The organism is Mumia sp. zg.B53 (genome assembly GCF_019550935.1).
In the GTDB taxonomy this organism is placed as follows: Bacteria; Actinomycetota; Actinomycetes; order Propionibacteriales; family Nocardioidaceae; genus Mumia.
The window spans coordinates 152,987-174,456 of record NZ_JAHWCK010000006.1; the positions used below are offsets into that span (position 1 = coordinate 152,987).

The 21,470-nt window shown below is 70.0% G+C and carries 19 protein-coding genes; 12 read left to right on the forward strand and 7 right to left on the reverse strand.

Translation table 11 applies throughout. From position 1 onward, the window contains the following. Positions 1-22 precede the first annotated feature (22 nt). From KV102_RS17835 to KV102_RS17855, 5 genes are all read left to right on the forward strand, one after another. Complete coding sequence (locus KV102_RS17835) at positions 23-1,327, forward strand: M18 family aminopeptidase (RefSeq protein WP_255561209.1); 1,305 nt, start codon at positions 23-25, stop codon at positions 1,325-1,327. A gap of 224 nt (positions 1,328-1,551) precedes the next feature. Then, complete coding sequence (gene rpsA, locus KV102_RS17840; RefSeq protein WP_220347078.1) at positions 1,552-3,093, forward strand: 30S ribosomal protein S1; 1,542 nt, start codon at positions 1,552-1,554, stop codon at positions 3,091-3,093. A gap of 91 nt (positions 3,094-3,184) precedes the next feature. Then, positions 3,185-3,961, forward strand: a complete 777-nt coding sequence (locus KV102_RS17845) for a lipoate--protein ligase family protein (protein WP_220347079.1) — start codon at positions 3,185-3,187, stop codon at positions 3,959-3,961. After that, the gene (gene coaE / locus KV102_RS17850; protein WP_220347080.1) at positions 3,958-4,569 is read left to right on the forward strand and encodes a dephospho-CoA kinase; all 612 of its coding nucleotides are present in this window, start codon (positions 3,958-3,960) and stop codon (positions 4,567-4,569) included. The genes KV102_RS17845 and coaE overlap by 4 nt, the downstream gene beginning before the upstream one ends. A gap of 11 nt (positions 4,570-4,580) precedes the next feature. Next, positions 4,581-5,462 (forward strand): NAD(P)H-binding protein, encoded by an 882-nt coding sequence (locus KV102_RS17855; RefSeq protein WP_220347081.1) that lies wholly within the window; start codon positions 4,581-4,583, stop codon positions 5,460-5,462. 103 nt (positions 5,463-5,565) lie between these two features. Here the strand turns inward: KV102_RS17855 and KV102_RS17860 are convergent, their stop codons facing one another. The 4 genes from KV102_RS17860 to KV102_RS17875 form a co-directional block, all read right to left on the reverse strand. Continuing rightward, positions 5,566-6,462 carry an RNA polymerase sigma factor RpoD/SigA gene (locus tag KV102_RS17860; RefSeq protein ID WP_220347200.1) on the reverse strand — a complete coding sequence of 299 codons (897 nt, stop codon included), beginning with the start codon at positions 6,460-6,462 and terminating at the stop codon, positions 5,566-5,568. A gap of 210 nt (positions 6,463-6,672) precedes the next feature. Next, on the reverse strand, positions 6,673-7,218 hold the full coding sequence (locus KV102_RS17865) for a dihydrofolate reductase family protein (RefSeq protein WP_220347082.1): 546 nt from the start codon (positions 7,216-7,218) through the stop codon (positions 6,673-6,675). Positions 7,219-7,284: 66 nt separating this feature from the next. Next, on the reverse strand, positions 7,285-9,438 hold the full coding sequence (locus tag KV102_RS17870; protein ID WP_220344448.1) for a S9 family peptidase: 2,154 nt from the start codon (positions 9,436-9,438) through the stop codon (positions 7,285-7,287). After that, positions 9,435-10,796: a DNA polymerase IV gene (locus tag KV102_RS17875; protein ID WP_220347083.1), complete on the reverse strand. Its 1,362-nt coding sequence runs from the start codon at positions 10,794-10,796 to the stop codon at positions 9,435-9,437. Before KV102_RS17875 ends, KV102_RS17870 begins: the two co-directional genes overlap by 4 nt. Before the next feature lie 113 nt (positions 10,797-10,909). Here KV102_RS17875 and KV102_RS17880 point away from each other — a divergent pair, with 113 nt between their 5' ends. Together KV102_RS17880 and KV102_RS17885 are read left to right on the forward strand one after the other, a co-directional pair. Next, a complete protein-coding gene (locus KV102_RS17880) occupies positions 10,910-11,977 on the forward strand; it encodes a DUF4192 domain-containing protein (RefSeq protein ID WP_220344450.1) in 1,068 nt (355 codons plus the stop codon). 52 nt (positions 11,978-12,029) lie between these two features. Beyond that, positions 12,030-13,502 carry a glutamate--cysteine ligase gene (locus KV102_RS17885; protein ID WP_220344451.1) on the forward strand — a complete coding sequence of 491 codons (1,473 nt, stop codon included), beginning with the start codon at positions 12,030-12,032 and terminating at the stop codon, positions 13,500-13,502. A gap of 32 nt (positions 13,503-13,534) precedes the next feature. Here KV102_RS17885 and KV102_RS17890 read toward each other — a convergent pair whose 3' ends face one another. Then, positions 13,535-13,993: a hypothetical protein gene (locus KV102_RS17890; RefSeq protein ID WP_220347084.1), complete on the reverse strand. Its 459-nt coding sequence runs from the start codon at positions 13,991-13,993 to the stop codon at positions 13,535-13,537. Between the two features lie 142 nt (positions 13,994-14,135). Here KV102_RS17890 and KV102_RS17895 point away from each other — a divergent pair, with 142 nt between their 5' ends. The 3 genes from KV102_RS17895 to KV102_RS17905 all read left to right on the forward strand — a co-directional run bounded on the left by KV102_RS17895 (position 14,136) and on the right by KV102_RS17905 (position 16,778). Beyond that, the gene (locus KV102_RS17895) at positions 14,136-14,534 is read left to right on the forward strand and encodes a universal stress protein (protein WP_220344453.1); all 399 of its coding nucleotides are present in this window, start codon (positions 14,136-14,138) and stop codon (positions 14,532-14,534) included. A 204-nt stretch (positions 14,535-14,738) separates the two neighbouring features. Further along, positions 14,739-16,061: an RNA polymerase sigma factor gene (locus tag KV102_RS17900; protein WP_301022723.1), complete on the forward strand. Its 1,323-nt coding sequence runs from the start codon at positions 14,739-14,741 to the stop codon at positions 16,059-16,061. Between the two features lie 105 nt (positions 16,062-16,166). Then, positions 16,167-16,778, forward strand: coding sequence for a rhomboid family intramembrane serine protease (locus tag KV102_RS17905; RefSeq protein WP_220344454.1), 612 nt, complete (start codon positions 16,167-16,169; stop codon positions 16,776-16,778). Between the two features lie 34 nt (positions 16,779-16,812). Here the strand turns inward: KV102_RS17905 and KV102_RS17910 are convergent, their stop codons facing one another. Next, complete coding sequence (locus KV102_RS17910; protein WP_220347085.1) at positions 16,813-18,246, reverse strand: HNH endonuclease; 1,434 nt, start codon at positions 18,244-18,246, stop codon at positions 16,813-16,815. Between the two features lie 82 nt (positions 18,247-18,328). Beyond that, positions 18,329-18,811, reverse strand: coding sequence for a DUF456 domain-containing protein (locus KV102_RS17915; RefSeq protein WP_220347086.1), 483 nt, complete (start codon positions 18,809-18,811; stop codon positions 18,329-18,331). A gap of 74 nt (positions 18,812-18,885) precedes the next feature. On the opposite strand from KV102_RS17915, the gene KV102_RS17920 reads away from it, so the two are divergent. Continuing rightward, entirely contained in the window at positions 18,886-19,239 is a 354-nt protein-coding gene (locus KV102_RS17920; RefSeq protein WP_220347087.1) for a hypothetical protein, read from the forward strand. 103 nt (positions 19,240-19,342) lie between these two features. Next, positions 19,343-21,445 (forward strand): glycoside hydrolase, encoded by a 2,103-nt coding sequence (locus KV102_RS17925; RefSeq protein ID WP_220347088.1) that lies wholly within the window; start codon positions 19,343-19,345, stop codon positions 21,443-21,445. The last annotated feature ends 25 nt before the right edge of the window (positions 21,446-21,470 follow it).

Sequence of the window (21,470 nt, forward strand, 5' to 3'; positions counted from 1 at the left end):
GCGGCTGGCTACGATGACGGCGATGTCGACGCAGAGCACTGACCCCAGCCCACGAGACGAGCGCGCACAGGACCTGTGCGCGCTCGTCGACGTTTCCCCGAGTCCGTTCCACCTCTGCGCGGAGGTGGCCCGCAGACTCGGGGCGGCCGGGTTCGTCGAGGTTCGTGAGACCGAGGCCTGGCCGACCGAGCAGGGACGCTACTTCCTCGTCCGTGGCGGTTCGGTCGTGGCCTGGTCCACCGAGTCGGCGGCCGGACCTCAGTCGGCGTTCCGGATCGTCGGGGGGCACACGGACTCTCCCAACCTGCGTGTCAAGCAGCGCCCGGACCGCTCCAGCGCCGGCTGGGAGACCGTGGCCCTCGAGCCGTACGGCGGCCCGCTGCTCAACTCGTGGCTCGACCGCGAGCTCGGCCTCTCAGGTCGGGTGACCGTGAGGCGCGGGGGGCGCGCGGAGCATCTGCTGGTCCGCATCGACGAACCGGTGCTCACCGTCGCCCAGCTCGCGATCCACCTCTCGGAGGACCGCAAGGGCGTCGCGCTCGACCCGCAGCGTCATCTCGACGGCATCTACGGGGTGGGGGAGAAGGCCGACCTCCTGGCCGACGTCGCCGGCCGGCTCGATGTGGAGACAGACGCGCTCCTCGGCTGGGAGATCATGACGCACGACCTGGTGCCGAGCCAGGTCTTCGGCCGGAAGGCCGACCTGCTGGCGGCTCCTCGCCTCGACAACCAGACGACGTGCTGGGCGGGGACGACCGCCCTCCTCGACGTGGTCGACCAGCCGACCGAGGGTGTCGTTCCGCTGCTCGTCCTCTTCGACCACGAGGAGGTCGGCTCGACCTCTGACCGCGGCGCCGACTCCGACCTCCTCGTGACCGTCGTCGAACGCATCGTCCTCGCCGCCGGCGGCACGCGTGACGACTACCATCGCGCGGTGTCGGGGTCCGTCGTCGCGTCGGGCGACATGTCTCACGCGACGCACCCCAACTACGCCGACCGCCACGAGCCGTCACACCGGATCCTCCCCAACGGCGGTCCCGTCCTGAAGGTTCACCCCAACCTCCGCTACGCCACCGACGCGTCGGGCGCCGGCGCCTTCGCGCTCGCCTGCGAGCAGGCCGGCGTCCCGCTCCAGCGCTACGAGCACCGCGCCGACCTGCCCTGCGGGTCAACCGTCGGTCCGTTGACGGCCGCCCGCACCGGCATGACCACGGTGGACGTCGGAGCCCCGCAGCTGGCGATGCACGCGGCGAGGGAGCTGATGGGAGCGGCCGACCCGGCGATGTACACCGACGCGCTCGCGGCGTTCCTGGCCCCCGAGTACTGAGTGGTCCGCGGGCGTGTGTTAGCCCGCGTTGACCGTGTGACGAACGACCCCGTACCCTGGATGTGCGTTGTGGACTCGTACGGCCCCAGACCGAGCGGGTTCGTGCTCGCCAGCGTCTCCAGTCCTACCGCACGAGGTTCTCACGCGGCAACGACCGGCACGCTGCGATCCGGGTCCGCAGCCCCCCGCACAACTCCTATCCACCCATCGGAGCTCAATCCCATATGACGAGCAGCATCCAGGCAGCACCCGCGCCGCAGGTCGCGATCAACGACATCGGCAGCGAGGAGGACTTCCTCGCAGCGGTCGACAAGACCATCAAGTACTTCAACGACGGTGACATCGTCGACGGCATCATCGTGAAGGTCGACCGGGACGAGGTGCTCCTCGACATCGGTTACAAGACCGAAGGTGTCATCCCCTCGCGGGAGCTGTCCATCAAGCACGACGTCGATCCCCACGAGGTCGTCTCCGTCGGAGACGCCGTCGAGGCCCTCGTCCTCCAGAAGGAGGACAAGGAGGGACGTCTGATCCTCTCGAAGAAGCGGGCGCAGTACGAGCGCGCCTGGGGCGACATCGAGAAGATCAAGGAAGAGGACGGCGTCGTCGAGGGCACGGTCATCGAGGTCGTCAAGGGCGGCCTGATCCTCGACATCGGGCTCCGCGGCTTCCTCCCTGCTTCGCTGGTGGAGATGCGTCGTGTCCGCGACCTGGCCCCGTACGTCGGTCAGAAGCTCGAGGCCAAGATCATCGAGCTCGACAAGAACCGCAACAACGTGGTCCTGTCCCGTCGCGCGTGGCTCGAGCAGACCCAGTCCGAGGTCCGCCAGAACTTCCTCACGCAGCTCCAGAAGGGTCAGATCCGCAAGGGCGTCGTCTCGTCGATCGTCAACTTCGGTGCGTTCGTCGATCTTGGCGGCGTGGACGGCCTGGTGCACGTCTCGGAGCTGTCCTGGAAGCACATCGACCACCCGTCCGAGGTCGTCCAGGTCGGCGACGAGGTCACGGTCGAGGTCTTGGACGTCGACATGGACCGCGAGCGCGTCTCGCTGTCGCTGAAGGCGACCCAGGAGGATCCGTGGCAGCACTTCGCCCGGACCCACCAGATCGGTCAGATCGTGCCGGGCAAGGTCACCAAGCTCGTCCCGTTCGGCGCATTCGTCCGCGTCGAGGAGGGCATCGAGGGCCTGGTGCACATCTCCGAGCTGGCCGAGCGCCACGTGGAGATCCCCGAGCAGGTCGTCCAGGTCGGTGACTCGGTGATGGTCAAGATCATCGACATCGACCTCGAGCGTCGTCGTATCTCGCTGTCGCTCAAGCAGGCCAACGAGACCGAGGTCGCGCAGGACGCCGACGAGTTCGATCCCACGCTGTACGGCATGGCATCGTCCTACGACGCGCAGGGCAACTACATCTACCCCGAGGGCTTCGACCCGGAGACCGGCGAGTGGCGCGAGGGGTTCGACGACCAGCGGGAGACCTGGGAGCGGCAGTACGCCGAGGCCCACTCGCGCTGGGAGGCCCACAAGAAGCAGATCGTGGACGCCGAGGCCTCGGCCCGCGAGGCCGGCCAGCAGGCCGCGAGCGGCTCGTCGTACTCGTCCGGTGGCGCCAGCAGCAGCAGCAGCAGCGGCAGCACCGGCGGCGGCTCCAGCAGCTCGTCGTCCTCGTCGTCGTCGCAGGACAACGGCCGGTCGACCGGCGGTGCGCTCGCCTCCGACGAGGCACTTCAGGCACTGCGCGACAAGCTGACCGGCGGCGAGTGATCACCCGCTCCCGTTGACATGCTGCACGAGGCCCCTGCCCATCTGGGCGGGGGCCTCGTCGCGTCCCACGGGCGGTAGGTAGCCTGTGCCCGTGCGCTTCATCCTCGACCCCCGGCCGGTCGATCACGACCCGGTCACCGACGTCGCGACCGCGCACGCCCTGCTCCGCCAGGCGTCCGACGGTGAGATCGGGCCGACGGTGCGCATCAGCGTCCCGGTGGGCCCCACCGCGGCGTTCGGACGTTCGGACGTCCGCCGGCCTGGCTTCGCCTCTGCGGCGCAGGCCTGTCGTGCCCTCGGCTTCGAGCCGATCATCCGCGGTGCGGGCGGCCGGGTGGCCGCGTACACCGGGCAGACCCTGGTCGTGGACCACGTCAGCCCCGACCCCGACCCGGGCACAGGGATGCGTGACCGGTTCCGTGACTACGGGGTCCTCCTGACCTCGGTCCTCGGCGAGCTCGGTGTCGATGCCCGTGTCGGTGCTGTCCCGGGGGAGTACTGCCCCGGCGACTACAGCGTCAATGCACGCGGCCTCGTCAAGCTGGTCGGCACCGCACAGCGCGTGGTGCGAGGCGCCTGGCTGTTCAGCGCTGTCATCGTCCTCGGAGACGCCCCGATGCTCCGCGCGGCCCTTCCGGTGATCCACAACCGCCTGGAGCTGCCCATGCGCCGCCGCTCGGTGGGCGCGGTCTACGACGAGGTGCCAGGCCTCGACGTCGACACGGTGGCGAGCACGTTGCTGCGTGCGTACGACCGCATGACCAGCGTCGACGTGATCCCGCTCGACGACGTGACCCGCGCGCGTGCGGAGAGCCTGAAGAGCGACCATCGCGTGGGCGCTGACCTCGGCGCACGGCGGACCGCGTGATCCGCGTCGGTCTGACCGGGGGGATCGGCTCCGGCAAGAGCGCTGTGTCAACCCTGCTGCGAGACCGCGGCGCTGTCATCATCGACTCCGACGTGCTCGCGCGCGAGGTGGTCGAGCCTGGTACGCCGGGGTTGGCTGCGGTCGTCGAACGCTTCGGCGACGATGTGCTGACCGCCGACGGGCAGCTCGACCGTCCGGCGCTCGGCGCGCTGGTCTTCTCCGACCTGTCGGCTCGTCGAGACCTCGAGGACATCGTCCATCCGCTGGTCCGTGCTCGTGGCGCTGACCTCGAGGCCCAGGCAGGGCCCGATGCTGTCGTGGTCCACGACGTCCCTCTCCTCGTGGAGACGGGGCAGGCCTCTCGCTTCGACCTGGTCGTCGTCGTGGACGCTCCGGTCGAGGTCCAGATCGAGCGCCTGGTGACCCAGCGGGGCATGTCGCGCGAGGAAGCCGCGAGCCGGATCGCGGCTCAGGCGTCACGTGATGACCGACTCGCGGCGGCCGACGTCGTCATCGACAACACCGGCTCGCTCGACGACCTCGCGCGCGAGGTGGAGCAGCTCTGGACCACGCTCTTGAGCCCAGAGGTTGTCAGACACCGCCGATAGCGTCAGATCGCATGACGACCATCGCTGTGACAACGCCAACCGGTCACGTCGGGGCGCATGTCGTGCGCCTGCTCGTCCAGGCCGGCACGCGGCCCGTCCTCCTGTTGCGAGACGCGGCCAGACTCGACCCTGACCTCCTGCCCTACGTGCAGGTGAGGGAGGGAGACCTGCACGACCGTGACTACGTCGTGCGCGCGACCGAGGGCGTCGACGCCCTGTTCTGGGTGGATCCGACCGACCTGACCGTCGACGACCCCAATGCCTCGACACGAGAGCTCGCCGAGCACGCCGCCGACGCGGTGCGGCGCAACACGATCTCGCGGCTCGTGCTGCAGAGCAGCGTCGGAGCCGAGCGCCGGCAGGGCGTCGGACTCATCGACGGGCTGGGCGCTGCGGAGGACATCCTGGGCGACACCGGCGTCGACCTGCTGGTCCTGCGCTGCGGCTACTTCTTCACCAACCTGCTCGACGACATCGACGCGATCCGTGGTGGTGTGCTCCCGACGGCGATGGCCCCCGATCGCCGGCTGCCGTGGGTGGCGCCGCGCGACATCGGCGACGTCGTGGCCGCTAACCTGCTCAGCGGACGGCCGGGGCGACGGATCCAGGGTGTGCACGGACCAGAGGACCTGTCGTTCTCCGACGTCGCGCGCACGGTGAGCGACGTCACCGGTCATCCCGTGGCCGTGCACCACGTCGAGGACGACGAGCTCTTCGCGATGCTCACGTCGGTCGGTCTCGGCAAGAGGGCTGCGCAGGGGATCGTGGGCATGACGTCGGGCATCCGCGACGGATTCGTCCCCGAGCAGCCCAGGGACGCCGTGACCACGACGCCGACGACGCTGGCCGCTTGGGCGTACGAGGAGCTCCGTCCCGCACTTGCCCCTCGCTGACCTCGCCGGGGCAGCGCGGTGCCTGGGACGACGAACGGGCCGGCGCCTCGACCCTTCGGTCGCGGACACCGGCCCGTTCGTCTGCGGACTCGCTGCGCCCCCGTCAGGCGGCGAGATCCGGGTCGGCGATCTTGCGGAGACGCTGGATCGCCTCTCGCTCGAGCTGGCGGACGCGCTCGGCGGAGATTCCGTGGCGCTTGCCGATGTCGGCGAGCTTGTGCTGGCGGCCGTCGAGCAGACCGTAACGGCAGCGGATGATGTCGGCCTCGCGCTCGCCGAGGTGCTCCACCAGACCCGAGAGGCGGTCACGGGACTCCGTGTCGAGCACCGCGTGGTCCGGGCCGGGCTGGGTCTCGCGGGCGACCAGGTCGCCGAGGGACGTGTCACCGTCCTCGTCCACCGGGGAGTCGAGGCTGACGTGATCGCGACCCCACGAGATGAGGTCGATCACCCGCTCGACCTGCATGCCGAGCTCTTCGGCAATCTCAGCCGGGTCGGGCTCGTGGCCCAGCTTGCGCTCGAGGTTGCGACGAGCGGCACCCACCTGGTTGAGCTCCTCCACGACGTGCACGGGGAGCCTCACGACACGGCCCTGCTGGGCGATGCCGCGGGTGATGGCCTGGCGGACCCACCACGTGGCGTAGGTGGAGAACTTGAAGCCCTTGAGGTAGTCGAACTTCTCGACCGCCCGGATCAGGCCGGTGTTGCCCTCCTGGACCAGGTCGAGCATCGGCATCTGCGAGCGACCGTACTTGCGGGCGATCGACACGACCAGACGCAGGTTGGCGGTGATGAACTCGTCGAGGGCGCGCTCACCCTCGGCGACCATCCACTCGAGCTCCTCCTGGGTCGCCGACTTCGGGGCTCCGCCCTTCTTGCGGCCCACGCGACCCTCGGCCAGGAGGTGCTTGGCAAAGAGTCCGGCTTCGATGGTCTTGCTCAGCTCGACCTCACGGGCGGCGTCGAGCAGAGGGGTGCGCGAGATCTCGTCGAGGTACATACCGACGCTGTCTCGTCCCTCGGCGCGCTCACGCACCTGAGTCGTTGCTGTCGTCACGCAGACCAGCTCCTTCACTTCTTCTCGGCTCGATCCATCACAACGCGATCAGCCGCCGGTCGATTCCGTCTGGCACTGGAAAAGACGAACAGAGCGTGCTAAAGGTGCCGGTCTCAGGTGTTTCTTAGGCCATATCCCTTAACCACGGGCCGCTCAGGGGTGGGCGACCGCGTATCGAGCGATCACGAACGGGTCGTCGTGACGAACGTCACGCAGCGTGAGGTCGAGGCGCCGGGGGAGGAGCGGCTGGCCTGAACCCAACGTGACGGGAGCGTACGAGACCTCGAGCTCGTCCAGGAGACCCGCGTCGGCGAACTGGCCGGCGAGCTCGCCCCCGCCGATCACCCAGACGTCCTTGTCGTCGGCGACCGCGAGCATCTCGGAGTGGACCGCCGCCACGTCGCCCTGGGCGAAGCGGATGTCGGCCCCCGGGACCCGCGGGAGGTCGCGATGTGTCATCACCCAGCTCGGTGAGGTGTAGGGCCAGGCCTGGGGGTTGTCGAGCAGGCTCTCGTGGTCGAGGATCCACTCGTAGGAGCTGGAACCCATCACCATTGCCCCGAAGCGCGTGGTGAGACCCTCCATCTCACCCGCGAGGTCCTCCGAGACAGGCTGGGAGAGCAACCAGCCGAGGTCGTGGTCGGACGTGGCGATGAATCCGTCGAGGCTGCTGGCGGTGTAGTAGATCGTCCGGGTCATCGGCTGATCGTCCCGGACAGCACCGACAGTTTTGGCCCGGTCGGTCAGTCTCGCCGACGTCCTTCCTCAGTCTCGGACGGCGAGCGGCTCGTGAGCAGCGCCGAGGGTGTCGATGACCCACGCGAGCTCGTACGCCCGCTCCTTCCACGACTCGTACCGCCCGCTCACGCCCCCGTGTCCCGCACTCATCTCGGTCTTGAGGAGCACGTCCGCGCCCGCGACGGCACGAAGACGCGCCACCCACTTGGCGGGCTCGACGTAGAGCACGCGGGTGTCGTTGAGGCTGGTGATCGCGAGGATCTTGGGATATCGCTGTGCGGTGACGTTCTCGTACGGCGTGTAGGACTTCATGTAGGCGTAGACCTCGGGATCGTGCAGCGGGTCGCCCCACTCGTCCCACTCGATGACCGTCAGGGGGAGCGAGGGGTCGAGGATCGAGGTCAGCGCGTCCACGAACGGCACGACCGCCAAGATGCCGGCAAAGTCGTCCGGGGCGTCGTTGGCCACGGCACCCATCAGCAGGCCCCCGGCCGAACCGCCCTCCGCCACCAGGCGCTCGCTCGTGGTCCACCGCTCGGCGACGAGATGACGAGCGCAGTCGACGAAGTCGGTGAAGGTGTTCTTCTTGTGCAGGAGGCGGCCGTCCTCGTACCAGCCGCGCCCCATCTCACCGCCGCCGCGGACGTGGGCGACCGCGAACACCACCCCGCGGTCGAGCAGCGACAGCCGTGTCGCGCGGAAACCGGGGTCGATGCTCGACTCGTAGGCGCCGTAGCCATACAGCAGCGCCGGAGCGCTCCCGTCGCGGGCCACACCCTTGCGAGCGACGAGCGAGATCGGCACCCTCGCGCCGTCGCGCGCGACCGCCCACAGCCGGTGCTGCTCGTAGTCGGCGGGGTCGTAGCCGCCCAACACGGGCTGCTGCTTGCGGAGGAGGAGCTCACCCGTCGCGACGACGTAGTCGTACACGGTCTCGGGTGTGACGAAGGAGGTGTATCCGAGGCGGACGAGCGGTTGCTCCCACTCGCGGTTGGGCCCGAGCCCGCTGGTGAACAAGGGCTCGTCGAACGAGACGGGGACAGGGTCGCCGAGCGGAGCGCCCGGTCGGGCGTCGTCGTCGAGGGTGATCACGGCCACCTGGCTGAGCGCGTCGCGTCGCAGGCTCAGCGCGACGAACCCGGCGAAGGCGTCGACGTCCTCCAGACGGGTGTCGTCGCGGTGCGGGATCTCCGTACGCCAGTGCTCCGGTCCGGGCGTGGACACCGGGGCGCTCGCCAGCTCGAAGTTGACCGCGCCGTCGTTGTGGAGCACGAGGAAGCGGTCCTCGCCGCCGACCACGACGTGCTCGACGGAGTATTCGATGCCCTCGCGCCGGGGGGCCACCACTCGGAACTCGCCCGTGGGGTCGGTCGCGTCGAGCACCCGGATCTCGGTCGTGACCTTGGAGCCCGAGGCGATCACGAGGAATCGGTCGCTGCGGGTCGCGCCCACACCGGTGAAGTAGCGCTCGTCGGTCTCGTGGAACACGAGCTCGTCGGCGTCCGAGGGCGTCCCGATCGTGTGCCGCCACACCTTGTCCGGACGCCACGCGTCGTCGACGGTCGAGTAGTAGAGGTGATCGGCGTCGAACGACCACGTCGCGCCGTACGACACGTCGCTGATCTCGTCGTCGAGCAGGGCGCCCGAGCTCAGGTCCTTGACCCGCAGGGTGAACCGCTCGTCGCCGGCGGTGTCGACGGAGTAGGCGAGCAGGGACCCGTCACGGCTCACGCTGAGCGCGCCCAGGGCGAAGTAGTCGTGTCCCTCGGCCTCGGTGTTGCCGTCGATCAGGACCTGCTCGCCCTCGACGGGCGTGTCCGAGCCGAGCTCGGGCGGCGTCCAGTCGCCGGGGCTCGTCACGGGGCAGCGGCAGTGGACGGCGTACTCGCGGCCCTGGAAGGTGCGTGCGTAGTACCACCAGGATCCGCGCCGGACCGGCACGGACAGGTCGGTCTCGAGGACGCGCGACTTGATCTCGTCGAAGATCCGCCCGCGCAGCGCCTCGAGGTGCTCGGTCCGCTCGGCGGCGTAGGCGTTCTCGGCCTCGAGATAGGCGCGGGTCTCGGGCGCGTCCTTGTCACGGAGCCACTCGTAGTCGTCGACGACCTCGTCGCCGTGGTGGACCCTGACCTGGGGGTGGCGCGGCGCGACCGGAGGCCGCGGACCGGAAGACGTGCTCATGGCTCGACCGTACCGGGTGTCAAGGACGGGTCCTCGGCGTCGAACGTGCGTACGGGACCAGGCCCCGTGGTGGCCGTCTCGAAGCGCACCGTGACCCGTCCCAGACCCGACCCCCAGACCCATCCCGGGCCGTGCTCGTCGTGGACCACGTCGGCGCCTGGGGCCCATCGCGAGCGGGCACGGAGCGGACGCGGGACCGCGCCGGCGGTCGCGATGTCCGGCTCGCCGGCGAGCGTGGTCGCAGCGCCCGTCGATCCGGTGGCGGCCGCGAGCTCGTCGTCGTCGGGCGGGAAGAGGTCGTCCTGGACCCAGTCGGCCATCCCCGAGACGCCGACCCCGAGCAGCCGAATGCCTGACGAGGTGTCGATCTCGGCGAGCAGCCCTGTCACCGTGCGTGCGATCACGCGCGCGTCGTCGGTGGGTCCGGCGAGAGTCGCCGACCGGGTGTGGGTCTCGAAGTCGTGGTGGCGGATCTTGAGCGTGACCGTACGGCCGGAGGTGGCGTTGGCGCGCAGCCGCTCCGACACTCGACGGCTCATGGTGGTCGCCACGTCGGCGAGGACGCGCGGATCGGTGATGTCGGTCTCGAACGTGTCCTCGACGCTCAGCGACTTCGTCTCGCGCTCCGCGACCACCCCACGGTGGTCCTCTCCGCGAGCGAGCGAGTGCAGCGAGGTCCCGTACGCCGTGCCAAGCAGGGACGTGAGCTCGAGGAGGTCGAGTCGACGCAGCTGCTCGACCGTGTGGACGCCGATCCGGCGCAGGCGCTCGGCGGTCACCGGGCCGACGCCCGGGATCGTGCGCACGCTGAGCGGGTCGAGCGTCGCGATCTCGGTGCCGGGCGCGACGACGTACGATCCGTCGGGCTTGGCGAGCTCGCTCGCGATCTTGGCGAGGAACTTGGATGAGGCGACACCCACCGAGGCGGTCAGACCGCCGGTGCGCTCGGCGACGTCGGCGCGGATCTGCTCGGCGAGCGCGGTCACGCCGTCCAGGTCGAGGTGGCGTGACTCGTCTCCGGCGGCGAGGTCGACGAACGCCTCGTCGAGAGACAAGGGCTCGACGAGCGGAGAGATCTCGCGGAGCCGACCCATCACGACCCGGCTCGCGGCACGGTAGGCGTCGAAGCGTCCCGACAGATAGGCCGCGTGCGGGCACCGGGCGCGCGCCTCCGCAGTCCGCATGGCGGATCTGACGCCGAAGAGCCGAGCCTCGTACGAGGCGGTGGACACGACGCCCCGGTGACCAAGACCACCGACCACCACCGGCTTGCCGCGCAGCGACGGCTTGTCGCGCTGCTCGACGGCGGCGAAGAACGCGTCGAGGTCGAGGTGGAGGATCGTGGCCTGGCGGCGCATGGCCCCATTCTCGCTCCGGCTGCGGACGGCTCGTCGGCCAGTGTCGAGAGGCCGGTGTCCACAGGCCAGAAGTCACCTGTCCCGAGTGCTCTCCGAGGACCCACCCTCTCGGCATGACCGATGTGATGCGCGCTCGCACCCTGTCCGACCTGATCGGTGTTGTCCCCGTCCTGCTCGGGTTCCACCCCCGCGACTCGTTGGTGGCCGTGTGCCTCGACGGTCCTGCCGGCCGTGCCGGCTTCCGGCTGCGGGTCGACCTGCCTCCGCCGGAGGCCGCCGAGCTCGCCGCCGACCAGCTGGTGGGCTACCTGCTCCGCCAGGATCCGGACGCGGTCGCCCTGATCGCCTACGCCGACACCGATCTCGACGAGGGTGCGCGGGCACTCACCGACGCGATGACCCGACTGCTCCGCGCGGACGGCGTCCACGTCACCGACGCCGTCCGCTACGACGGCACGCGCTACTACTCCTACTCCTGCCAGGACCCGACGTGCTGCCCTCGCGAGGGGGTGCCGTGCGACGTCTCCTCGTCCCCGCTGCTCGCGGAGGCGGTCTTCCGTGGCCACGAAGTGCTGTCCGACCGGGACGACCTCGTACGCCGGTTCGCCCCCGTGTCGGGTCGTGCGCTCGAGGAGGCGCAGCGAGCGACCGAGCGAGAGGTGCAGGGCTTGGGCCGCGTCGGGGCGCACGGAGCTGCTCAGCGCGACGCCGAGACCGTGCGCCGTGGACTCGCCCGCGTCCTCCCGGTGGTGGATGCGGCTCTCGGCGCAGGGCCGGGTGGACCGGCGACGGGCGGCGGGGGGAGCGGCAGCGGCCATCGCCTGGTCCCCGACGACGTGGCTGCGCTGTCGGTGTGGACGTCGCTCGTCGTCGTACGCGACGTCCTCTGGTCGAGGATCACGCCTGCCAACGCGCTCGCCAGCCTCACGATGTGGCGCGAGGTCGCCGTGAGCGCCGTGGCTCCGTTCCAGGCGGCCCCGTTGACGCTTGCGGCGTTCGCGGCATGGTTGGCAGGGGACGGGGCACAGGCCCAGTGCGCGCTGGACCGCGTCGCCGAGGTCGCGCCGAGATATTCTATGGCCGCCCTGGTGCAGCAGGCGCTCACCGAGTGCCTCGACCCGGCGCACTGGGAGGGATTCGACACCGACGACGTTCTGCGGACGGTGCCCGGCCTCTCATAGTGTTGGTGCTGCGACACGCCGACGACGCGGTCACGAGGCCGAGGAGGCTGAGATGGGTCAAGAGGTCGACGACCAGGTCTTCACCCGCGAGGACCGGACCGCCTTCCGGGAGAAGGTCCGGCGCAGCCTGGACGTGTTCTCCCGGATGCTGCGCGACACCCGATTCGACGCGGTCCAGCCGATGACCGGGGTGGAGATCGAGCTCAACCTGATCGACGAGGTGGGCAACCCCGCGCTGCGCAACGAGGACGTCCTCGCGGCGATCGCCGACGAGGACTTCCAGACAGAGCTCGGCCAGTTCAACATCGAGATCAACATCGACCCCCGGCCCCTCGACGGCTACGGGTTGAGCCACTACGAGAAGACGATCCGCGAGGACCTCAACCACGCCGAGAAGCGCGCGAGGTCGGTCGACGCACATCTGCTGATGATCGGCATCATGCCGACCCTCAAGGCGGGCCACATGACCCCGTCGACGATCTCTGCCAGCCCTCGCTACTCCCTTCTCTCGGAGCAGGTCCTCGCCGCTCGCGGGGAGGACATCGCGATCTCGATCTCGGGGGAGGAGCGCCTGACCACGACCTCCGAGTCGATCATGCCCGAGGCCGCCTGCACCAGCGTGCAGCTCCACCTCCAGGTGGGACCGGCCGAGTTCGCGTCGTACTGGAACGCCTCCCAGGCCATCGCGTCCACCCAGCTCTCGCTCGGCGCGAACTCGCCCTTCCTGCTCGGCAAGCAGCTGTGGCACGAGACCCGGATCCCGCTCTTCGAGCAGGCGACCGACACCCGCTCGGAGGAGCTCAAGGCCCAGGGGGTCCGCCCGCGCGTGTGGTTCGGAGAGCGGTGGATCACGTCGATCTTCGACCTCTTCGAGGAGAACGTCCGTTACTTCCCGGCCCTGCTGCCGGTCCTCGACGACGAGGACCCGGAGGCGGTCCTCGCCGCCGGCGACCCGCCGACACTGGCGGAGCTGCGTCTGCACAACGGCACGATCTATCGGTGGAACCGACCGATCTACGACGTGATCGGCGACCGCCCCCACCTGCGCGTCGAGAACCGCGTGCTTCCCGCCGGGCCCACGGTGGTCGACACGGTGGCCAACGCGGCCTACTACTTCGGGCTGGTCCGGGCCATGGCCGATGCCGACCGTCCGCTCTGGACGCAGATGTCGTTCAGCGCGGCCGAGGAAAACTTCACGAGTGCGGCGAGGGGCGGGATCGGCGCGAGCATCTATTGGCCCGGCATCGGCACCGTCGGTGTGACCGAGCTGGTGCTCCGTCGTCTCCTCCCGATGGCGGCCGACGGGCTGGACGCCATGGGGGTGGACCCCTCCGACCGCGACAAGTACCTCGGCATCATCGAGCAGCGGTGCCTGACGGGTCGCAACGGTGCGACCTGGCAGAGCGAACGCTTCCGCACGTTGTACGAACGCGCCGGCACCGACCGTACGGAGGCGCTGCGCGAGATGACGATGCACTATCGCGAGCGGATGCACACCAACGAGCCCGTGCACACCTGGGACTGACCGCGCTCGTCCCGCTGCGGGGTGTCGACGGTTCACCGAGCCGTCCGACGCGAGCGGCGCGGCCCGACGGTGGCGTCAGGCACGCTGACCCAGCCCGCCCGCGTGACGACGAGGAACACCTCACCGTCGCCGCGCGCGCAGGTCCGCCACGCCGCGTACCAGGCGAGGTCGGCGCCGCGTACCTCCGGCCGACCCGCGCGCTCCCAGACGAGCACGCGGTCGCGCGGTCCTGTGCCTGCGGCGACCGGGGCCACGAGCCGACCGACGACGTCCGCACGCATCCACGCGTCAAGTCGCTGGACGACGCGCGGCGACGACGACCAGCGCCCGACGAGGGACGCGTGCCCTGCGTCGTACGACCAGAGCGACAGTCTCGGCTCGCCGTCCGGCGGGGTCGCCCGCCGCACCCATCGCTCGACGAGCGCGTCGAGGAGCCGCGAGGCAGCCGCAGGAGGGATGCCGACCGACGGGCCGGAGGGAAGCGAGGGCATGGACCCAGGGTGGGTCCTCCTCGTCTCGCCGGAGCTCGGATGTCCACACGTCGGGGTGACGCGGCGCCGAGGGCGGTGGAAGGCTGTCGAGCGACATGGATCACGATACTGTCGGAGCACCGTCGAGCTATGGAGGTCGAGGATGGGCACGATCGTCGTGGGATACGTCCCTAAGGCAGAGGGACGTGCGGCTCTCGCGCGGGCCGTGGAGGAGGCAAAGCTCCGGGGGTCGAGCCTCGTGGTGGTCAACTCTCACCGCGGCGGGCGAGACTTCGACGACGATGACGCAGTCCGGACCGAGGCCCAGCTCAAGGACGTCCGCGAGCAGCTCGCCGACTCGGGCGTCGACTCCGAGGTTCGCCAGCTGGTCCGCGGCATGGATCCCGCCGACGATCTGATCAAGGTCGCCGAGGAGACCGGGGCGGAGTTCATCGTCATCGGCCTGCGTCGCCGGTCGCCGGTCGGCAAGTTGATCCTCGGGAGCAACGCGCAGCGCGTGCTGCTCGACGCCACCTGCCCGGTGCTCGCCGTCAAGGCCTGACGGCGACTGGCGGGTCGACGACGCGGCCGTCCTTGGTCGAAAAGGTCGCGTTTCGGTCACGGTACGAGATCGTGGGCCAGGCGGTTCGTGGTTCGCCCCCAGCGCGTGGCAGACTGGACGAGCCGCGGTTGACGGGAGGCCGGTTGATCGCGCCCTCAAGACTGCAGCGACCTTCTGGTCCGAGCACCCCTAGGGAGTCATCTCGTGGTTTCAGCGCCCGATAGCCGAGCACGCAAGACGGTCGTGGCGGAGGCGGGATCCGCCCGCACCACGGTGAAGGCTTCGGCCTCGCAGGGCGCGACCAAGAAGGCCGCGCCTGCCAAGAAGGCTCCGGCGGCCAAGAAGGCACCGGCCAAGAGCGCGGCCGCCAAGAAGACGGCGGCCAAGAAGGCGCCGGCGAAGAAGACCGCGGCCAAGGGCGCCGCCGAGGTCGACATCACCGCCGGCGCGATCATCGTCGACGAGAACGGCAAGAAGGTTCTGCCGGACATCCCCGACGAGGTCTTCGTGAAGGACCTCAAGACCGACCCCACCCTCAAGGAGGACGAGGCGTCGGGCTTCACGATCTCCGCGGCTGACGACACCGACGAGCCGGAGCAGAAGGTCACCGTCGCCGGCGCCACCGCCGACCCGGTCAAGGACTACCTCAAGCAGATCGGCAAGGTCTCGCTGCTCAACGCCGGCCAGGAGGTCGAGCTGGCCAAGCGGATCGAGGCCGGCCTGTTCTCCGAGGAAAAGCTCGCCTCGGGCGGCAAGCTGTCGGAGCCGGTGCGCGAGGAGCTCGAGTGGATCGTCGAGGACGGTCGCCGCGCCAAGAACCACCTGCTCGAGGCCAACCTGCGACTGGTCGTCTCGCTGGCCAAGCGCTACACCGGCCGCGGCATGCTGTTCCTGGACCTGATCCAGGAGGGCAACCTCGGTCTGATCCGTGCGGTGGAGAAGTTCGACTACACCAAGGGCTTCAAGTTCTCGACCTACGCGACGTGGTGGATCCGCCAGGCGATCACCCGTGCGATGGCCGACCAGGCGCGCACCATCCGCATCCCGGTCCACATGGTCGAGGTCATCAACAAGCTCGCCCGTGTCCAGCGTCAGATGCTGCAGGACCTGGGTCGCGAGCCTACGCCGGAGGAGCTCGCCAAGGAGCTCGACATGACTCCGGAGAAGGTCGTCGAGGTCCAGAAGTACGGCCGCGAGCCGATCAGCCTCCACACGCCTCTCGGCGAGGACGGCGACTCGGAGTTCGGTGACCTCATCGAGGACTCCGAGGCGATCGTCCCCGCCGACGCCGTCTCGTTCACGCTGCTCCAGGAGCAGCTGCACGCGGTGCTCGACACGCTGTCCGAGCGTGAGGCCGGTGTGGTGTCGATGCGCTTCGGCCTGACCGACGGCCAACCCAAGACGCTCGACGAGATCGGCAAGGTCTATGGCGTGACGCGCGAGCGGATCCGTCAGATCGAGTCCAAGACGATGAGCAAGCTGCGTCACCCGTCGCGTTCGCAGGTCCTGCGCGACTACCTCGACTGAGCGATATCTCAGCAGTCACAAGCAGCGTTCACGAGCGCCGCGTACGGATCCCGTACGCGGCGCTCGTGCGTGAGCTGCCTTGTCGTACGCCGATACGCTGAGGGCATGTCCACGACGCGTACACCGGGCCGTCGGTCGTTCCTCGGCCCCGCGATCCCGGTGCTCGTCCTCCTCGGCGCCATGTGGTTGCTGGAGCTGTTCGACGCGCTTCCGGGCGTCTTCCTCGACCAGCACGGCATCCGCCCGCGGGACACCGACGGCCTGTACGGCATCGCGGCCGCTCCGTTCCTGCACGGTGGCTTCGACCACCTGATCGCCAACTCGACGGCGTTCGTCGTGCTCGGGATCCTCCTCGCCTACACGGCGCGGTCCCGATTCTGGCCGGCCACCTTCGGGATCGTGCTCCTCGGGGGCCTCGGCACGTGGCTGATCGGTGCCCCGTACACGGTGCACATCGGAGCGAGCGGGCTGATCTACGGCTACGCGGCGTTCCTCGTGGTGTGGGGGATCGTGACACGCCGTCTGCTGTCGGTGCTCGTCGCGGTGGTGGTCGCCGTGATGTACGGCGGCATCGTCGGTGGGATCCTTCCCGGTCAGGCCGGCATCTCCTGGGAGGGGCACCTCATGGGCGCCGTCGCGGGCGTCGTCATGGCGTGGTGGCTCGGCCGGCGGGACAACCACGAGCGTCGACAGCCCCAGCGGTCGAGGTTTTCCTGAGTCCAGCCGTCGCGGCTCCTGGGTGCGGCTACCCTCACCGCCGGTCTGGTCGATGGACGCTGACGAGATCGCGCAGGTGGGTCTCGAGCGGGCTCAGCTCGCCGCGCCCTCGCCCGGCCCGGTGTGGCCATGGCTGGTCGACCCGGTGGCGACGCCGGGCGGCGTAGTGGTGGCCGGTCGGCGTGGTCCACGTGACCGTGTCAGGGATGGGAGTGCGGTCGCCTGTCGCCGCGGACCCCGTGGAGGCGTGCACTCTCCAGCCGGGCACCTCTTTGACGAGGTTGTCGTGACGACAGAGTCCCTGCGCGTTGTCGACGGTCGTCAGCCCTCCAGCACCGTGCGGGTCGACGTGGTCGATGTCGGTGGCGTCGCAGTCGCAGAACGGGCGGAGACAGTGCCCGTCGATCGTCCGGATCAGCCGCGCGATCCGTGCTGGGAAGCGGCGCCGTCTCTCGTCGGCGTCGCGCGGGTCGCCGCGGTCGTCGGTGAAGACCCTGCGGAGCCAGCTCGCCTCTCGTCCGGCCAACCGCCGGCAGAGGGCCGCCGGCACGGGTCCGTAGCCGTCGAGGACGCCAGGAGCGTCGTCGACGCCGAACAAGGTCTCCGGCCTCATCAACAGACCGATCTCCGCCGGTGCGTGCGTCGATGAGCCGTCCGGTGTGTCGACGTCAACACCGGTGAGCGCCTCGATCGCGTGGTCGGCGGCGATCTGGCGAGTCGTCCGCGGATCGGTCGAGGCCTTCTGCCGGAAGGCGTCGGAGCGGAGACGTCGCCATGCGGCGATCACCTGCTCGGCGGGAGCGCGGACCGTCAGCTCGGCCATCGCGTCCGAGAGTCGGCGCAGCCGGATGTGCCGTGTTGCTCGTGCCGCGTCGGCCCGGTCCGCGCTGCCCTCTGCGTCGAGTGCGAGGACGTGGCGCCGCGCCGCCGCGGAGGCCTCGCGGACGGACATGCCGGGAAGAGTGGTGACGACTCGTTCGTCGATGCGCCGACGCCGTCGTCGGTCGAGTGGCGCCGTCTCGGCGCAGACCGCTGCGGCGACGGAGGCACTGATGGCTCCGTCGCGGAGGAGCGCGTGGGTCATCGGGTGGTCACGAAGCGCGATCGCCACGTCGAGGCTGTGCTGACCGGCGCCGTTGCCCACACCGCGAGCCATCCCGACCTCGGCCCGAAGCGAACGCGTCCGCGGCTGCGCAGCGCTCAGGCCAGCACTCGGGTCCTGGCTCGGGTCGGCACCCGAACGGCGGGCTTCGAGGGCCGAGACCGCGTCGTGCTGGACGCCCTGGGCGATCCGTACCACCGCCTCGCACGCACGGATGACGTCGATCTCCGTGGCGCCGGCGGCCCGGTCGAGGTCGTCTGTGCGAGAGAGGTCGGCACGTGTCAGCACGACGACCTGCTCGACACGGGTGGAGAGTGCGTCGAGCAGCGTCGCAGCGGCCTCCGCTCCAACCCCGTGTTCGATCATGTGTTCGATAGTAGAGCGCCGGTCTGACACGCGTCGGGCACGTCCTCAGCGCGGCCACCCCGCAACCACGGGTCAGGAACTCTCAGGTCAACACGACGCCGACGACCCACAGCGTCGCCGACACCAGACCGCCCGCGAGCTCGATGAGGATCGACAGGCCGGCCGCCTTCATCGCGTGCTTCGTCGACTCCCAGGCAGCGGCGTGCGTCCGGTGCCGCCCCATCTCGAAGACATACTCGCCCAGCACGAAGCCGAGGAACAGGCCCAGCACCGGAACGACGAAGAAGCCGACGATCCCGCACAGGCCGCCCACGAGCATGGCGCGTCCAGGAACCCCGGCCCGGTTCAGCCGCTTGCCCGGGATCGCGTACTGCACCACGAGGGCGACGGCGTACACGAGCGTCGCCACCCCGAGGACGGCCCAGCCGGTCGGCTCGCCCACCGCGATCGCCCAGACGACGATCGCCGCCCAGATGAGCAAAGACCCGGGGAGGATCGGGACGATGATCCCCGCGAGCCCGACGAGGATTGCGAGGCCGACGAGGACGGTGCCGAGGGTTCCCATGGGGGAAGGGTGCCAGAGCGATCTGAGTACGACGACGCTGCCGTCCGGTGTGGGGACGGCACAGGATCGGACGGGTGATGCGAAGACGCGGTACGGCAGCGGCGGTGCTGCCGCTCGCGCTGGCGCTTGCGGGCTGTGAGCACTCCTGGCACTGGAAGGCGGCCGACCTCGACCGCAACCGGCTCAACCTCGGGCTCTTCCGGGGAGCCGACACGGGGGAGGAGCTGGGCACCTGGGTCCGCAACGGGCGTGTCGCAGCGGTCGAGGGCACCCGCGACCGGGACGACCGGGCCGTGGTGGTCCGGTACGAGCGCACGGTTGCGGACGGGTGGCTCGGTCCACAGGACGAGGTGGAGCGGGTCTGTTATCGGTTCACTCCGGACCGGGACGGCGACGACGTCGAGTTCGGGCGTACGGACTGTCCCTGAAACGCTGTTACGAATCGTTACCCCCGCCACTGTCAGGTGACCCCCGAGGTGCGGTAGAACAACGTCTGAGAGTCACGGTGGCGTGACCTGACTGGAGGGTCACGTGAAGATCGGACGACGGCCGCGGCTCGCGGCAATCCTGGCGACCTCGCTCGGCGGGGTGCTGGTGGCGGGGGCCCTGGCGTTCGCGCCAGGAAGCGCCGTGGGAGAGACGACGGCGGCCGCAGAGCCGGCACCCATCCGCACCCAGACCGGCTGGGCGGTGACGAACCTCGCGAGTGCGCTCGGTCACGGGTCGCCGCAGACCCACGATCTCGTTGACGTTGATGCCGAGGGGACGGTCGTCGCGGCGCGCTGGCGTCCGTGCACCAGGAGTGCCTGCGGGTCACGGAGCTACCTGCGCGTCTCGAGCGACGCCGGCCGCACGTTCGGGCCGCCGCAGATCGTCGACGACGCCGCGAGCACGCCCGTGGTCGCCGTCTCGGCGGCCACCGTGCTCACCGCTTCTCCGGCGGTGGCGGGTCCCGGAACGCACGTCGTACGAGTCCAGCGCTGGATCCGCCAGACGCCCACGAGCCACGATCTCGCGGTCGCCCAGAGGCCGGTGAACCTGCGCCTCGCGGCCTCGGGTGAACGAGGGGTGCTCGCATTCCGCGTCGGCTCGACCGTGATGTCGATGCGCACCGAGAACGCAGGTGCGAGCTGGTCGACGCCGGTCGTCGTCGGCACCAGCAACGGCAGCCTCGACGTCGGAATCGAGGGCACGAGGGCGGTCGTCGTGTTGGCATCCGGGGGCGGCACGTGGTCGGTCAGGGTCTCCGACGACGCGGGCGCCACCTGGGGGGCCGCGCACGGCCTCGCCACCTCGAGCGACGATGCTGCCGTGCCTCGAGTCGCGGTTACGCCGAGCGGTCGGATCGCTCTTGCTGGGTCGCACCTCGAGGCCAGCCGCCGCCGCGGCGACGTCCGGACGTCCCTCGACGGAACGACGTGGAGCCCGGCGGCCTCGTTGGCGTGGCTGTCGGCTACTCAGGTCGTCGACCTCGCTGCGGACGGTGAGAACCTCGTCGCCAGCGGTGATGGCCTCTCCCTGAGGCGATCTACCGGTGGCGCCTCCTGGGGCTTCATCAGCGAGCACCACCGCGTGGTCTCGTCCATGACGTCGGGATTCCTCGCCGATGCCTCGCGCACCTCGGTCGCCGTGGCGTCCGATGGAGTCCTGACCATGCACGGGTCGACCCTCCTGCGTTCGTTCCCCGACACGCGTGCGCCGTCGGTACGCCTGACCGCCGTCCCTCCCGCGGTGACGACGAAGCCCGATCAGGTGGTCCGGTTCACCGGAGCCGATGCCGACGCGGCCGACGCGTGGCTCATGTACGAGTGCGCGTACGGCGCCAACGAGTTCCGGCCGTGCACGAGCCCGCACAACCTCAGAGAGTGGTATCCGCACCTTCACGGCTCAGACCAGTCCCTCCGGGTCCGTGCCACCGACGCCGCCGGCCGCGTCTCACCGGTCGCCACGACACGGTGGATGCTGGACCAGGCGGCGCCGGACGGCCCGTACCAGACCGGCGGGAAGTCCTTCAGCCTCCGTACGGCGCACACCTTCCGGTGGTCCGCGTTCGATGCCGACTCGGGAGTCGCCTCGTACGACGTCCGCTACTCGACGACCTCGCAGACCGCCTCACGGATGTCACGGTCATGGCGGACGTCTCGGGCGCTGACACGGAGGCAGTCTCCGTCGGTCCGGCTGGCGATCCCCAGGGGGAAGGCCGTGTGCGTGCAGGCACGGGCGCACGACCGCGCTGGGCGAGTCTCGGCATGGTCCGGCGTCGGGTGCATGTCCCGGCCCTACGACGACCGGGCGCTCCGCCGCAGCGGGGTGACCAAGAAGGTGCGCGACCGGCGCCACCTCAACCGTGTCGCGACACGACTCACGAAGAGCGGGCGGTTGACGTTGCGCGGGGTCGAGGCGGGCTCCATCGTCTACGTCGTCTACAAGCGGACGCCCAGCATGGGCGCGGGACACCTCCGCCCTCGAGGAAACGTGAACTTCGTCTTCGGTGAACGCGGGCCTACGCGGTTCCGGCAGGTGTGGCGGTTCGACGACGCCGCGCGCCGCGGGGGATCGGTTTCGATCGCTGCGTCGCGGCCCGGGTCCATCGTGATCGACGGACTCGCCGTCGTACCGCGTTGGGCCCAGTGAGAGGCGCAGCGTGACGGGGAGCCCA

Coding starts and splice junctions, on each gene's coding strand:
- KV102_RS17890 (WP_220347084.1), bottom strand. CDS start 13,993: ATGCCCTCGCTTCCCTCCGGCCCGTCGGTCGGCATCCCTCCTGCGGCT.
- KV102_RS17910 (WP_220347085.1), bottom strand. CDS start 18,246: ATGATCGAACACGGGGTTGGAGCGGAGGCCGCTGCGACGCTGCTCGAC.
- KV102_RS17885 (WP_220344451.1), top strand. CDS start 12,030: ATGGGTCAAGAGGTCGACGACCAGGTCTTCACCCGCGAGGACCGGACC.
- KV102_RS17915 (WP_220347086.1), bottom strand. CDS start 18,811: ATGGGAACCCTCGGCACCGTCCTCGTCGGCCTCGCAATCCTCGTCGGG.
- KV102_RS17895 (WP_220344453.1), top strand. CDS start 14,136: ATGGGCACGATCGTCGTGGGATACGTCCCTAAGGCAGAGGGACGTGCG.
- KV102_RS17870 (WP_220344448.1), bottom strand. CDS start 9,438: ATGAGCACGTCTTCCGGTCCGCGGCCTCCGGTCGCGCCGCGCCACCCC.
- KV102_RS17855 (WP_220347081.1), top strand. CDS start 4,581: ATGACGACCATCGCTGTGACAACGCCAACCGGTCACGTCGGGGCGCAT.
- KV102_RS17865 (WP_220347082.1), bottom strand. CDS start 7,218: ATGACCCGGACGATCTACTACACCGCCAGCAGCCTCGACGGATTCATC.
- KV102_RS17875 (WP_220347083.1), bottom strand. CDS start 10,796: ATGCGCCGCCAGGCCACGATCCTCCACCTCGACCTCGACGCGTTCTTC.
- KV102_RS17860 (WP_220347200.1), bottom strand. CDS start 6,462: ATGTACCTCGACGAGATCTCGCGCACCCCTCTGCTCGACGCCGCCCGT.
- rpsA (WP_220347078.1), top strand. CDS start 1,552: ATGACGAGCAGCATCCAGGCAGCACCCGCGCCGCAGGTCGCGATCAAC.
- KV102_RS17905 (WP_220344454.1), top strand. CDS start 16,167: ATGTCCACGACGCGTACACCGGGCCGTCGGTCGTTCCTCGGCCCCGCG.
- KV102_RS17880 (WP_220344450.1), top strand. CDS start 10,910: ATGACCGATGTGATGCGCGCTCGCACCCTGTCCGACCTGATCGGTGTT.
- KV102_RS17835 (WP_255561209.1), top strand. CDS start 23: ATGTCGACGCAGAGCACTGACCCCAGCCCACGAGACGAGCGCGCACAG.